The organism is Kaistia terrae (genome assembly GCF_026344005.1).
Taxonomy (GTDB): Bacteria; Pseudomonadota; Alphaproteobacteria; order Rhizobiales; family Kaistiaceae; genus Kaistia; species Kaistia terrae.
Window position 1 is genome coordinate 563,742 of the sequence record NZ_JAPKNH010000003.1, and the last position, 12,759, is coordinate 576,500.

14 protein-coding genes and 1 tRNA gene are annotated in these 12,759 nt (G+C 63.8%); 6 read left to right on the top strand and 9 right to left on the bottom strand.

The features are described from left to right. The first annotated feature begins 97 nt into the window (after window positions 1–97). The 3 genes from OSH12_RS12245 to OSH12_RS12255 all read left to right on the top strand — a co-directional run bounded on the left by OSH12_RS12245 (window position 98) and on the right by OSH12_RS12255 (window position 1,356). Window positions 98–289, top strand: a complete 192-nt coding sequence (locus tag OSH12_RS12245; RefSeq protein WP_266343827.1) for a hypothetical protein — start codon at window positions 98–100, stop codon at window positions 287–289. A 75-nt stretch (window positions 290–364) separates the two neighbouring features. Then, entirely contained in the window at window positions 365–1,066 is a 702-nt protein-coding gene (locus tag OSH12_RS12250; protein ID WP_266343828.1) for a DUF599 domain-containing protein, read from the top strand. Beyond that, complete coding sequence (locus tag OSH12_RS12255; protein WP_266343829.1) at window positions 1,063–1,356, top strand: DUF3253 domain-containing protein; 294 nt, start codon at window positions 1,063–1,065, stop codon at window positions 1,354–1,356. Before OSH12_RS12250 ends, OSH12_RS12255 begins: the two co-directional genes overlap by 4 nt. Here the strand turns inward: OSH12_RS12255 and OSH12_RS12260 are convergent. From OSH12_RS12260 to OSH12_RS12280, 5 genes are all read right to left on the bottom strand, one after another. Further along, on the bottom strand, window positions 1,353–2,144 hold the full coding sequence (locus OSH12_RS12260; protein WP_266343830.1) for a YdcF family protein: 792 nt from the start codon (window positions 2,142–2,144) through the stop codon (window positions 1,353–1,355). The two genes, OSH12_RS12255 and OSH12_RS12260, sit on opposite strands and share 4 nt — an antisense overlap. A gap of 25 nt (window positions 2,145–2,169) precedes the next feature. Then, window positions 2,170–2,988, bottom strand: a complete 819-nt coding sequence (locus OSH12_RS12265) for an aldo/keto reductase (protein ID WP_266343831.1) — start codon at window positions 2,986–2,988, stop codon at window positions 2,170–2,172. A gap of 61 nt (window positions 2,989–3,049) precedes the next feature. Continuing rightward, window positions 3,050–4,201: a GGDEF domain-containing protein gene (locus OSH12_RS12270; RefSeq protein ID WP_266343832.1), complete on the bottom strand. Its 1,152-nt coding sequence runs from the start codon at window positions 4,199–4,201 to the stop codon at window positions 3,050–3,052. Window positions 4,202–4,305: 104 nt separating this feature from the next. Then, complete coding sequence (locus tag OSH12_RS12275; RefSeq protein WP_380225019.1) at window positions 4,306–5,460, bottom strand: DegT/DnrJ/EryC1/StrS family aminotransferase; 1,155 nt, start codon at window positions 5,458–5,460, stop codon at window positions 4,306–4,308. After that, a complete protein-coding gene (locus OSH12_RS12280; protein ID WP_266343833.1) occupies window positions 5,460–6,422 on the bottom strand; it encodes a Gfo/Idh/MocA family protein in 963 nt (320 codons plus the stop codon). The genes OSH12_RS12275 and OSH12_RS12280 overlap by 1 nt, the downstream gene beginning before the upstream one ends. Before the next feature lie 311 nt (window positions 6,423–6,733). On the opposite strand from OSH12_RS12280, the gene OSH12_RS12285 reads away from it, so the two are divergent. Beyond that, window positions 6,734–7,621 (top strand): alpha/beta hydrolase, encoded by an 888-nt coding sequence (locus OSH12_RS12285; protein WP_266343834.1) that lies wholly within the window; start codon window positions 6,734–6,736, stop codon window positions 7,619–7,621. Here OSH12_RS12285 and mgtE read toward each other — a convergent pair. Further along, the gene (gene mgtE / locus OSH12_RS12290) at window positions 7,601–9,016 is read right to left on the bottom strand and encodes a magnesium transporter (protein WP_266343835.1); all 1,416 of its coding nucleotides are present in this window, start codon (window positions 9,014–9,016) and stop codon (window positions 7,601–7,603) included. The two genes, OSH12_RS12285 and mgtE, sit on opposite strands and share 21 nt — an antisense overlap. A gap of 300 nt (window positions 9,017–9,316) precedes the next feature. Continuing rightward, window positions 9,317–9,401: transfer RNA gene (locus tag OSH12_RS12295), tRNA-Leu, on the bottom strand. 233 nt (window positions 9,402–9,634) lie between these two features. On the opposite strand from OSH12_RS12295, the gene lipB reads away from it, so the two are divergent. Beyond that, window positions 9,635–10,351, top strand: coding sequence for a lipoyl(octanoyl) transferase LipB (gene lipB / locus OSH12_RS12300; protein WP_266343836.1), 717 nt, complete (start codon window positions 9,635–9,637; stop codon window positions 10,349–10,351). 21 nt (window positions 10,352–10,372) lie between these two features. Here the strand turns inward: lipB and OSH12_RS12305 are convergent, their stop codons facing one another. Both OSH12_RS12305 and OSH12_RS12310 read right to left on the bottom strand, forming a co-directional pair. Then, window positions 10,373–10,657: an acylphosphatase gene (locus OSH12_RS12305; RefSeq protein ID WP_266343837.1), complete on the bottom strand. Its 285-nt coding sequence runs from the start codon at window positions 10,655–10,657 to the stop codon at window positions 10,373–10,375. Between the two features lie 10 nt (window positions 10,658–10,667). Beyond that, entirely contained in the window at window positions 10,668–11,330 is a 663-nt protein-coding gene (locus OSH12_RS12310; protein WP_266343838.1) for an HAD hydrolase-like protein, read from the bottom strand. 275 nt (window positions 11,331–11,605) lie between these two features. Between OSH12_RS12310 and OSH12_RS12315 the strand changes: the two genes are divergently transcribed. Next, window positions 11,606–12,748, top strand: a complete 1,143-nt coding sequence (locus OSH12_RS12315) for a ceramide glucosyltransferase (RefSeq protein WP_266343839.1) — start codon at window positions 11,606–11,608, stop codon at window positions 12,746–12,748. The last annotated feature ends 11 nt before the right edge of the window (window positions 12,749–12,759 follow it).

Below are 12,759 nucleotides of genomic sequence, written 5' to 3' on the forward strand. Positions count from 1 at the left end.
AGGCGCGGCGGCGGGGATGCCAATACGATGCTTGAGCCACCGACGTCACGACGAACGGCCGGCAGCAGCCGATCCGATCCCCGAACACGAGGCAACAATGACCGACGAAAAGCGCTCCGTTGACGAAAAGGCGAGCCGCGTTGCGATGATCGGCATCATTGCCGGCCTAGTGCTGACAGCGGCCGGAATGCTCACCCGTGAGCCGATTTTCGGCGGGCTCGGCCTGGCCATCATTGTCGTCATGGTGATCCTGCGTCGCCCCATCGCGCGCCTGCTCTCGTCGCGCTGAAGAGCGTGTTGCTCCGGCTCGGGTGGTTTGGCACCATCGGCCGATTGAGGATGGCAGGACGAGGAGCGCCGCATTGTGATCGCGATTTCCATGGTCGACGCAGCCGCGATTCTTTTCTTCCTCGGCTCGTGGTTCCTCTACTCCATTATCCTGTCCTCGCGCGCCGGTAGCGGTCGCACCCTATCGTCAGCGATGGACATCCAGCGTCGGCAATGGATGCGGACGATGATGCATCGCGATCTGCGCATGATCGATACTGGCATCATGAGCGGGTTGCAGAACGGCACAGCCTTCTTCGCCTCGACATCTCTGCTGGCGATCGGTGGCTGCTTTGCCATGCTGAACTCGGCCGAGCATGTCTATGGCGTGCTGCACGATCTCGCTTTGGTCGAGTCGGTGCCGAAGGGGCTGTTCGAAGCCAAGGTGGTCGGTTTGATGCTGATCTTCGGCTATGCCTTCTTCAAGTTCGGCTGGTCCTACCGGCTGTTCAATTATGCTTCGATCCTGATCGGCGCCACGCCGACCGCCGCTCACGCGAACGAGCCGGAAACGCTGGCCGCTGCGGAGCGCGCAGCGGTATTTACCATCACGGCGGGACGCCACTTCAATCACGGCCTCCGGGCCTTCTTCTTTTCCATCGGCTATCTGGGCTGGTTCGTGAATGGCTGGACTCTGATCGCCACCACATTGGTGGTGGCTCTTGTCCAGTTGCATCGGCAGTTCTTCTCGGATTCGGCCAAGATCGTCATCGCCGCAGCGCGTCAGGAACCTCTATGAAAGTCAGCAACGAGCAGATCGAAACCACCATGGTGGAATTGATCGCCAGCCTGCCGCCCGGCAAGGGTGTCGACCCGACCGAGGTCGCCCGGGCGATCGCCGGCAGTGACGAAAAGGTCTGGCGCCTGCTGATGGTGCCGATCCGCGCCGTTGCGGTGAAGCTGGCCGATGACGGCCGCGCGTCCATCCTGCGCAAGGGCCGCATCGTCGACCCGCATGATTTCAAGGGTGTGTATCGGATCGGCGCGGCAGCCCCTGTTGAAGGTGGCGCCGAAGCGGACCCGTCCTAAGGCCCTGGAAACAGCGCGTTGGTTCGGCCCGAAAGCCGGTAGGCGACGAGGCCGATCCATTCCTTGGTGGCGACATCGACCCGTTGCAGCCCGACTGACGGCTGCGAGACGAAACGCGTCAGGTCGCCCGGTCCGCTGGTCCGATAATCCGTCGGCCAGGGCAGCACATCCCACCCGACGGCACGAAAACTTCCCATGGAACGCGGCATGTGGAAGGCGGATGTGACGAGCAGCCAGCGCTCGCCGGGCTTCGGATCGAGCAACGCCTTGCTGAAACGCGCATTTTCGGCTGTGTCGCGGCTGCGATCCTCGATCGTGAGGCGGCGGTCGGGAATTCCCATATCGCGGAAGAACCGCTGGGCCGCCTCGCCTTCTGAAGGACCAGCCGCGACGAACTGGTCGGATCCACCTGTGAAGACAAGCCGCGCTTCCGGGTAACGCACGGCGAGAGCCACGCCTTCGGTCAGCCGGTCGCCCGCCTCCGTCAACGTTGGCGTCTGGCGCGCGTCACCAATCCGCTGGTCGATACCGCCGCCGAGCACCAGGATGCCGGTCACCGGTCCATCCGGCGCGGCCCGAGCAAAGCGATCCTCGAGCGGCAGCATCAACGCCGCGCCGAGCGGTGTGAACCCGGCAACCAGAAGCCCGAGCGTCCCCAGCAGAACGAGACCAGCCCCGACGCGCACGGCGCCGAGACCTATGGAAACAACACCAGCGGCAAGGGCCAGGATCAGGGCTGCGGATGGCTGCAGGAAGAACCAGATAAGCTTGGCGGCATAGAAGAACATCGACAACTCTCGTCGCGGTGGAGGATTAATCCCAATCGGGCGAGTAGGCCGAATTGCAGATGCGGGAATCCTCGGTCTTCAGCGCGTCGATGTCTGCCATATCGACGGCCGCGAGTTCGAAGCCCTCGATATCGAGGTTCTGCTTGATGCGGGCCGGGTGCGCGCTCTTCGGGATCGCGACGCAGCCCTTCTGGATCTGCCAGCGCAAGACGATCTGTGCCGGCGTGCGACCGAAGCGTCCGGCAATGTCCTTGATCACCGGTTCGTCCAGCGCATCGGCCTGGCCGAGCGGGCAATAGGCGACAAAGGCCGTCCCATGCGCCAACGTCGCGGCGCGCAGCTTGTCCTGGTCGAGATAGGGGTGATGCTCGCACTGATTGACGACGATGGGCTCCTCCGTCGCAGCCCAGGCCTCGTCGAGCAGGCGGATCGTATAGTTGGAAACGCCGATATGCCGCGCCAGGGCGCGCTGCTTGACCCGGTTCAGCGAACGGATCGTTTCTGCTGCAGACAGCGTCCGGCTCGGCCAATGGATCAGGATGAGGTCCAGTTGGTCGATGCCCAGTCGATGCAGCGACCCTTCCGCCGCCCGCATCATGTCATCGGCGCTCAGCTGCTCGGGCGGGATCTTCGAGGTGATGAACACCTCGTCTCGGGCAACGCCGGAGCGACGGATACCCTCGCCGACTTCCGTTTCGTTGCCATAGCCGATGGCCGTGTCGACATGGCGGTACCCGGCTTCAAGCGCCGCGGCGACGGCGACACTGGCCGTCTCGCCGGAGAGCTTCCAGGTGCCAAGGCCGATTACCGGCAAAATGGCGCCGTGCGCCGTAACGGTCTGCATGGGGATTCTCCGCGGGGGGATTTGGCGGCTACCATCAGTCGGGGCCGCGCCAGCGTCAAGCTCAGCTTGCCGCCAGGAACACCAGATCGCGGCCACCACGCTTGGCCGCGTAGAGCGCCTGGTCCGCCGCGTCCATCAGGCTTTCGAAATCGGCCTTTTGTCCGCTGACGGTCATGACGCCGACGCTGACCGTGGCGGAGATGCTGTGCCCGGCATGACGGACCGGATGGCCGGCGAAGTCCGCGCGGATGCGCTCGGCGACCTGTCGTCCCCGGTCGGTGCCACAGCCGACCAAAAGCGCCGCGAACTCCTCGCCACCGACACGACCGACGAAATCCTTGTCGCTCACACGTCGCTTAACGATGGCCGAGAAGGCCTTCAGCGCCGCGTCGCCCGCCGCATGGCCATATCGGTCGTTCAACTGCTTGAAGCGGTCGAGGTCGAACAGCAGCAGGGTGATGGAGTCGCCGTCATCGCGAGTACGCTCGACCCGCGCCCGGGCGAGATCCATGAAAGCGCCGTGGTTCAACAGCCCCGTCAGTCCGTCGATCGAGGCCGCACGTTTCAGCACGTTCTTGAGGCGCTCGTCGGAGAGGCGAAGACCGATGATGGTCGCAGCGAACATCATCAGGATCGGTTCGAGGATGCCAAGGGCGATCAAAGGGCCGCCCTGGAAGATATCCGTCGACACTTCCATGGTGAGCGCGGCGATGGCCCGGAACACGAGGAAGGCAGCATGCGTCGCCGGAACGGCCGCGAAGGGACCGCGCCAGACAAGCCGATCCTTGCCGTTGGCCCATATCTCCCAGGCGAGCGCCAGCGAAATGACGCAGCCGAGCACGGAACTCAGTGCAATTCGATTGGCGAGCGAATCGGCGATCGCCGGCACCTGCAGCCCGATCAGCCATATCGCAGGCGCGATGAGCACCGGCCACCAGCGCGCTGCCCTGCCGTTGAAGGCCCGCGCCCCGTTCCAGGCCGCGCCCAAGGCAACAAAGGTGAAGCTGTTGGCGACGCCGATGGATAGCCAGTTCGGCACAACACCACGGAGGACCAAAAGGACGCAGCTAAACGCACCCACCTGCATCGCCAAAGCCCAGATCAGCACATGCCTGTCGGATCTGCGTTGAACCCAGATTGTCACCAGTGACACAGCAGCGATCTGGCTCATGATGGCGAGCACCACCAGCAGGGTCGGAACGTCGAGGTTCATGGCTGCGCTTGGGCCCCCTCAGCCGGCGATTCCAGACTGCGGGGACCTGATAGACGAAACCCCTTAAGGAACAATTCCCTTAGGGCACAACATTGTAACGGTGCTTACGCCACGGCGGCAACGACCGCAGCGATGACGCGATCGACTTCCGCATCGGTCAGCTCGGGATGCATAGGCAGGCTGATGACGGTCGATGCGAGCATCTCCGACACCGGCAGCGGACGCTTGGGAGCCTCGGCGAAGGCAGGATGCTGATGCAGCGCCAGACGGTAGAAGAAGGCGTTACCGATGCCCTGCGCATCCAGCGCCGCCTTCAACGCGTCACGATCCTCGACCGTGATCGTGTAGATGGCGTTGGCGCTGAAATAGCCGGCCGGGCGCTTCTGTACGCCGACCTTTCCCGTCAGGCCCGCGTCGTAGCGCTTGGCAATCTGGTCGCGACGCTCCAACTCGGCCTCGAAGATGGTCAGCTTGGAGAGCAGGACAGCCGCCTGGATCGTGTCGAGACGGCCGGTGATGCCATTGCGCACGGCGACATCGCCAGTGCCCTGGCGGCCATGCGAGCGCAGCGTGCGCACGGCTTCGGCGATCTCGTCATTGTCGGTCAGGATGGCGCCGCCGTCGCCATAGCAGCCGAGCGGCTTGGTCGGATAGAAGCTGGTCGCCGAGATTGGCGCCATGCCGCCGACGCGGCTGTTGCCGGAACGACCGCCAAAGCTCTGCGCTGCGTCCGAAAACACGACCATGTCATGGCGCGCGGCGATCTTGCCGATCGCCTCATAGTCCGCCGGCAGGCCGTAGAGATCGACCGGCATGATCACGCGGGGCTTCAGTTCGCCGGCCGCGACGACTTCTGCGACGGCGCGTTCGAGATCGGCCGGGTCCATGTTGCGGGTGGTCGGGTCAACATCGACGAAAATAGGCGTCGCATTGATCGAGCAGACAGCGCCGGCGGTCGCCGCGAAGGTGAAGGCCGGCACGAACACCGCGTCGCCGGGCCCAATTCCCAGCGCCATCAGGCCGATCATCAGCGCGTCACGGCCGCTGGAAACGGCGATGGCATGGGGAACACCGGCGAAGGCGGCAAGCTTGCCCTCCAGTTCCGCGACTTCCGGCCCGAGGATGAACTGGCCGTGCGTCAGAACCGCGTCCACGCGCTGGCGCACATCGTCGTGAATGCGGCGCTGCTGACCCTGCAGGTCGAAAAAGCCGATGCGGTCGGAAACAGACGGAACGGAAGAAGGAGAAAGGGACGCCATCAATGCTGGTCTCCAATAGGGACGGCCGCGCCATCGCGCGATGCCTGTCCGATACGCTGAATGATCATGTCGGCAACCAGCAAAGCATCAAGCCCCGCCTGGCCGTCGACGACGGGCCGGCTCCTTCCGGAGGCGGCCTCAAGGAACGAATCAATTTCGAGCGCCAGATTGTCGCTCGGCGGCACGGCGATCTCCTCCTGCGACAGCACGGCATGGCCGCGCTCGTACGAGGTGATGGTGCGCGCCGCGAGATCGGCGACCCAGTAGCGGTCGGACTCGACGACCTTGATGGTGCGCTCGGACCGATCGGCGATACGGCTGGCCGAGAGATGCGCCACGGCGCCATTGGCGAAACGGAGCTGGGCAAGGGCAAAATCATTGGTCGGCGCCAGGACGCGCGATCCCATCGCCTCGACGGCCACCACCTTTGAGCCAACCAGCGCCAGGACGAGATCGATATCGTGGATCATCAGATCCAGCACGACATCAACATCGATCGCCCTGCCCTTCCAAGGCCCGATACGGGTGCATTCGACGGTGAGCGGGGCCTTAACCTTGTCGCGCAGCAGCCCGAATACCGGCGAAAAGCGCTCGATATGACCGATCTGGAGGACGACGCCCTTGGCCTCAGCCCGGGCGATCAAATCGCGCGCCGCATCCGGGGTATCGCAAATCGGCTTCTCAATCAGGACGTGAATGCCGGCATCGATGAAATCGGCGGCGACGGCATGATGCAGCGAAGTCGGCACCGTGATCGACACGGCGTCAACCTTGCCGATCAGTTCGCGGTGATCCAACACCGCCAGCGCGCCATGCTGGGCGGCGACGGCCTCGGCGCGGGCACGATCGGCGTCGACCACAGCCACGAGGCGGCCTTTCGGATTGGCAGCATGCTGCCGCGCATGAAAGGAACCGAAATAACCGAGCCCGATGACCCCGGTCCTGATCTCGCTAGTCGTCAATCCCGCTACTTTCTGCAATCCGCGATCCGCGCGAAGCAGTGCGCTCCGCCCGCACCGGTCTAACGAATTCTCGCTCAAAGTCGATCAAAGGCCGCACAAACACGGTCACATTTTGTCCATTTGGGAAACATGGCGCGACACACCGGGCTAGGTCATCACGTCCGCGTGACAAGCTGCCGTCAGCGATGCTGTCGAAGGGCCGGCCTCTATATCATCCCCTGTATGCCGGCCGTCCCCGGCAGTACGGGAACCTTATCATGCTTCATCGAATGTCAGCCGTCTTGTGCCGCTCGCTTCTATGCGGAGCTGGGATGATCGCCGCCGCCCACGCGAACGGGATCGTCGAGCGCCACCTCACCGCGCCCAGCGTCGCACTGGGTCACGGTATCCCCTACTCGCTTTACAAGCCTGCTTCGGCTCCCGCCGCCGGCACGCGTTGGCCGGTGCTCTACCTTTTGCATGGCGGCGGCGGTGGCGATGACGACTGGCTCGACTACGGCAAGATCGCGGCCACGCTCGATGAAGAGATCGCGTCCGGCAAGCTGCCGCCGCTGGTCGTGGTCATGCCCGATGGTGGCGGCGAAAGCTGGTTCGTCGACAATTCCGACCCAGGCGGCGCGGGCAGAGTGGAGACCGCGCTGAGCACCGATCTGGTCGAGGCCATCGACACGACGCTTCCAACTGCCGCATGCAGGGCCGGGCGCGCCATCGGCGGCCTCTCCATGGGCGGCTATGGCGCCGCCCTCTTCGCGCTCGATCATCCCGACCGGTTTCTTGCCGTGATCAGCCTCTCGGGCGCCATTGCGCAGCCGATAGACCCCGACGACGTCGTCCGTATCCAGAAGGGCGATGCCTACTACGACGGCGCTTTCGGCAAGCCGTTCGACGTCAACCGCTACAATGCCGACAACCTGTTTCCACGCGTGACGCAGGATGCCAGCTTGCCGGACAAACCGTCGTTCTGGATCACGGCTGGCGACCGCGACGGGCTCGGCATCATCACGGGTTCCGCCGATCTGCATGTCGCGCTACGTCGCGCCGGCTACGAGACGACGCTACGCATCGGTCCCGGACAACATGACTGGACCAATTGGTCGCAATCCATCGTCCCCGCCCTGGACTGGCTATCGCCGCAATTGCGCGATTCATGCCCGCCCTCGGTTCAGTCGGCCAAGGCCTTAAGTCAGCCCAAACCATAGCGCGGCAAAGCCGAGGAACGAGAAGAAGCCCACGAGGTCGGTAATCGTCGTCACGAACGAACTCGACGCGATCGCCGGGTCGATCTTCAGACGGTTAAGCCCGAGCGGGATCAGGATGCCACCCAGCGCAGCGGCGATCAGGTTGATCACCATCGCCGCTGCGATAACGAAGCCGAGATCGAGAATGCCGAAGCGGTAGACTGCCATCGTTCCGACAATGGCCGCAAAGACGAAACCGTTGAGGATACCGACAACAAGCTCGCGGCCGACAACGCGAAGAACGTTGTGCGGCCCGAGTTCGCGCATGGCGATGGCACGGACGGCGACCGTCATCGTTTGCGTCCCGGCATTGCCGCCCTGGCTGGCGACGATCGGCATCAGCACGGCCAGCGCCACCATGGTCTGCAACTGATGCTCGAACATGCCGATCACGAAAGAGGCTAAGAGAGCCGTCATCAGATTGATGAACAGCCAGGGGAACCGGCTCTTGGCGATCGACCAGACCTTGTCGGACACTTCTTCATCGCCAACGCCACCGAGGCGCTTGATGTCCTCGTCCGCCTCTTCCTGGATCACATCGACGATGTCGTCGATGGTCAAAAGGCCGACCAGCCGATCCGATTCGTCCACGACAGCGGCCGAGATCAGATTGTAGCGCTGGAACATCCGCGCCGCTTCTTCCTGATCCGCCGTCGCGCGCACCAGATGATGCGCCTCACTGACCAGTTCTTCGATTTTCACCGGGCGCTTGGCGCGCAGAAGCCGGTTGAGCGACACCGTGCCGAGCAGGTGGTAGCCCGGATCAATGACAAAGACCTCGTGAAAATCTTCCGGCAGGTCCTGCGCTTCGCGCATGTAGTCGATCGTCTGCCCGACCGTCCAGAATGGCGGCACAGCGATAAACTCGGTCTGCATGCGCCGGCCGGCGCTATCTTCCGGATAATCAAGGCTGCGCTTCAGCGCCAACCGCTCGACAGACGGGATCTGGGCGAGAATCTCGTCCTGATCGGCCTTGTCGAGATCCTCGAGAATGTAGACGGCGTCATCCGAATCGAGGTCGCGCATGCCTTCGGCGACGGTCTCGGATGGCAATTCTTCCAGAATCTCGACGCGGAGAGCTTCGTCGAGTTCGGTAAGGGCGGTGAAGTCGAAGGAATCGCCGAGAAGCTGGATCAGCGCCGGACGCTGGTCGGGATCGAGCGCCTCGAGAATCGCACCAACGTCCGATTCATGCAGGTCCTCGGTCAGCGCGCGGGCGCGTTCCTTGTCCCCTGTCTCGATCGCCGCGCCGAGCGCGTCGAGAAACGACGTGGAGACATTGTCATTGTCGTCGCGCAGCGGCGGGATGCCATCCGCCGGGCGATCGTCGCGTTCGATGGTCATCTCGTCCGACATGGCCCCTCAAGAACGCGTGTAGGAGATTTCAGGGGAGGTTCCCGGCGAGCTTTAGCCGTCAAGCCGGCGACCACAAAGCGAAAACGGCGCCACGGCGCGCATTCTCGCAAGCGTTGCATTTCCGCCGGAACGCAGCGCCGCCCCACCCCGCCGGACGGCGGGAGAAGAGTGCATGCGGATCAACGTCAGGGACGGCGCAAGGTTGCCGCCCCTTAGAAAGCGTCTCAGGGCCAGCAAGGTCCAGAAACAAAAACAGCGGCCCGAGGGCCGCCGTTTTGCGAGGATTTTTGCATTTGGGTTTGGTGCGGTCGAGAAGACTCGAACTTCCACGCCTTTCGGCACAGCGACCTCAACGCTGCGCGTCTACCAATTCCGCCACGACCGCGAAACCCAAGCCGGTGTAGTTGTCCGGCGCGAGGTGGGATGTAGCAAATGCCCCCCGATGAAACAAGCGCCTTCGAGAACTGATTCATTTCATCCACAGGCTGGCCGATCCGGATCGCTTTTTTGGCGACAGGTGAACAACGCTCTCCCTTGCGCTATGACCGGATTGACCGACATGAGAACTGTAACAAGGAAAGATCGGCAACCACGCCGATCCAGAGCGATCCCAAGACGATGACGCCCATAACCCTTCGCGACAATCTCACCGCCTCCATGCTGCCGAAAGATAGCAGCCTGCCCGTCGAATGGGTGATCGAGGATGCGCCCGTCGACTATCCCGATGCGGTGGCCGAGATGGAAGCGCGGGTTGCCGGCATTGCCGCCGGCACGGCCGCCGAGCGGATCTGGCTGGTCGAACATCCGCCGCTCTATACGGCGGGCACCAGCGCGCATGAGGAAGACCTCATCGCTCCCGACCGCTTCCCTGTCTTCCAGACCGGACGCGGGGGCCAATACACCTATCATGGCCCCGGCCAGCGGGTGGCCTATGTGATGCTCGACCTGAACCGTCGCAGGCAGGACCTGCGCCTGTTCGTGGCGTCGCTGGAACAATGGATCATCCGCACGCTAGACGGCTTCAACGTGCGCGGCGAACGCCGCGATGACCGGGTCGGCGTCTGGGTGCGGCGCCCTGAGAAGGGTTTTGAGGCCGAGGACAAGATCGCCGCCATCGGCATCCGCGTCCGGCGCTGGGTGACGTTCCACGGCATCTCGATCAATATCGAGCCGTCGCTCGATCATTTCGACGGCATCGTGCCCTGTGGCGTCAAAGGTCACGGCGTTACCAGCCTGGCCGACCTCGGCCGGATCGTGACCATGCCGGAAGTCGACGCCGTGATGCGGCGCGAGTTTGAAGCGGTGTTCGGGAAGACCAGTATACCGGGCCGCTGACCCCCTCGCCGCCTTTGAACGTCAGGCGGTCGGCAACACCAGGAATGGCCCCGTCTCCGCTGCCGCGGCAAGATCGTCGACATCGACGGCGATGACGCGGGCCAAGCGCGGGCCTGCGGAGCAGGCGGCGAGCATGGCGGCGACATCGCCCGCCTCGCCCGAGAAAACCGCCTCCACGGCCCCGCCCCGTCGATTGCGGACCCATCCGGAAAGCCCAAGCGCGATCGCCTCCCGCTCGGTCCAGGCGCGATAACCCACGCCCTGAACCAGCCCCGAGATCGTCACATGGACCGTGCGGACAGTCATTCGCAGCCTCTCAGCCCAGCAGCTTCAACACAGCCGGCGCCAGATCGACAACATGCGGCACAATGGCATCAGGCGGAAAGGTGTCGAATTCCTCCACCGTGCCATAGCCCCAGCCGACCGCCGCGACCTTGATCCCGTTCGATCGCGCGCCCTCAATATCGTAGCGGCGGTCACCGATCATGACACAGTGCGCGGGATCAATGGTCTCGACCGAAAGGATATGGGCAACCAGCTCGCTCTTGTCGGCGTACCGACCATCCAGCTCAGAACCATGCACCCTGACAAAAAACTGCGTCAGGTCGAAATGGTCCAGGATTTTCTCGCAGAAGACGCGCGGCTTGGAACTGGCAAGAAACATCTGGACGCCGGAATCCCGCAGGGCGCCGAGCGCTTCAGGGATGCCATCAAACACCGCATTCTCGTAGAGGCCGACCGTACCGAACCGGTCGCGATAGTGACCGAGCGCCTGCTTCGCCAGGATCGGATCGCCATCCAGCATCATGGCAAAGCTGCCTTCAAGCGGCGGACCAATCGCGGCGCGCAGGGCCAGTTCGTCGGCAGCAGGACGTTCCAGCTTCTCCAGCGCATAGAGGATCGAAGCGCTGATGCCGGGATAGGGATCCGTCAGCGTCCCGTCGAGATCAACGAGAGCGGTGAGCTTGGCAGCGGTCATGAGCATTGCATTCCGTGATGATTCCGGGGGTAACGACCGGATTGCGCGCTTCGTCTTCAGGCGTCAAGTCGCGACTTATCAAGCGCCCGCCGCATGGATTTCATCAAACCGTCACCGACTTGCGCGACGACATCAACAGCAAGGTCTTCGCGAGTCGTGGACCTCGCCGCCCGGCAAGGTGCCTTCCACCCTGCCCTGGTCCGACCTCATTGGGTCCAAGGAGCCGATACCGCCTTGCCGCGATCCTCAGCCCCTCTCCAAGCGCAGGCGTCAGAATGAGCCTCGCCATCCTTGTTGCTCAGATCTTCTGCCTGCTGGCTGCCCTCGTCCATTTTGGCAGCATTGCGATCGTCACGCTGCGCGGTCGCGCCGGACGCCGCGACGATGGACGCCCGCATGGCCGACCACCGGTCAGCATCCTGCGTCCCGTCTGCGGCATCGAGCATGCGATCGAGCGGACGCTCGGGTCCGGCTTCGAGCTCGACTATCCCGACTACGAACTGATCTTCTGCGTCGCCAACGGGGCCGATCCGGTGATCCCTCGCATTCGCCGGCTGATGGCGGCGAACCCCGCCGTTCCGGCGCGTATCCTCGTCGGCGACGACCGCATCAGCATCAATCCCAAGCTCAACAATCTGGTGAAAGGCTGGGCAGCGGCGAAGCACGAGTGGATCGTCATGGCCGACAGCAACGTACTGATGCCTCCTGACTATCTCGACCGCATGCTCGATCGATGGGACGCCACGACGGGTCTCGTCTGCTCGCCGCCGCTCGGCAGCGAGCCGGATGGCTATGGCGCCGAGTTCGAGTGCGCCTATCTCAACACCTATCAGGCGCGCTGGCAGCTCGCCGCCGACGCCATCGGCCAGGGCTTCGCCCAGGGCAAGTCGATGTTCTGGCGGCGGGAAAATCTGGACCGGCATGGCGGCATCGCGGCGCTGGCCGCCGATCCAGCCGAAGATGCAGCCGCCACCAAGGCAATCCGCGCCAACGGCCAGCGCATCCGCCTCGTCCGCCAGCCCTTCGCCCAACCGCTGGGTCCCCGCGCCCTGCGCGCTGTCTGGAGCCGGCAATTGCGCTGGGCTCGACTCAGGCGTGTTACGTTTCCCGCCTTCTTCTGCATGGAATTTTTGACCGGCGGGCTGTTCCCGATCGCACTCGCGGCCTGGCTCGCCTTCCAGGACGGAATTCCGGGTTGGCTAGCGCCGACTCTGGCCGTCGCCTGGTATGGCGCCGAGGCGCTGCTGGCAAAGAACCTCGGCTGGCACTATTCCCGCCGTTCGCCGCTCGCCTGGATCGTGCGCGATCTTTCGCTTCCTGCGCTATGGATCGCCGCCGTTTGTGGCAGCGGCTTCGAGTGGCGCGGCAACCAGATGAACGTCAAGAAGGACAGCTTGCTGGCGACCGAGACAGACTGACCGCCCCTGCG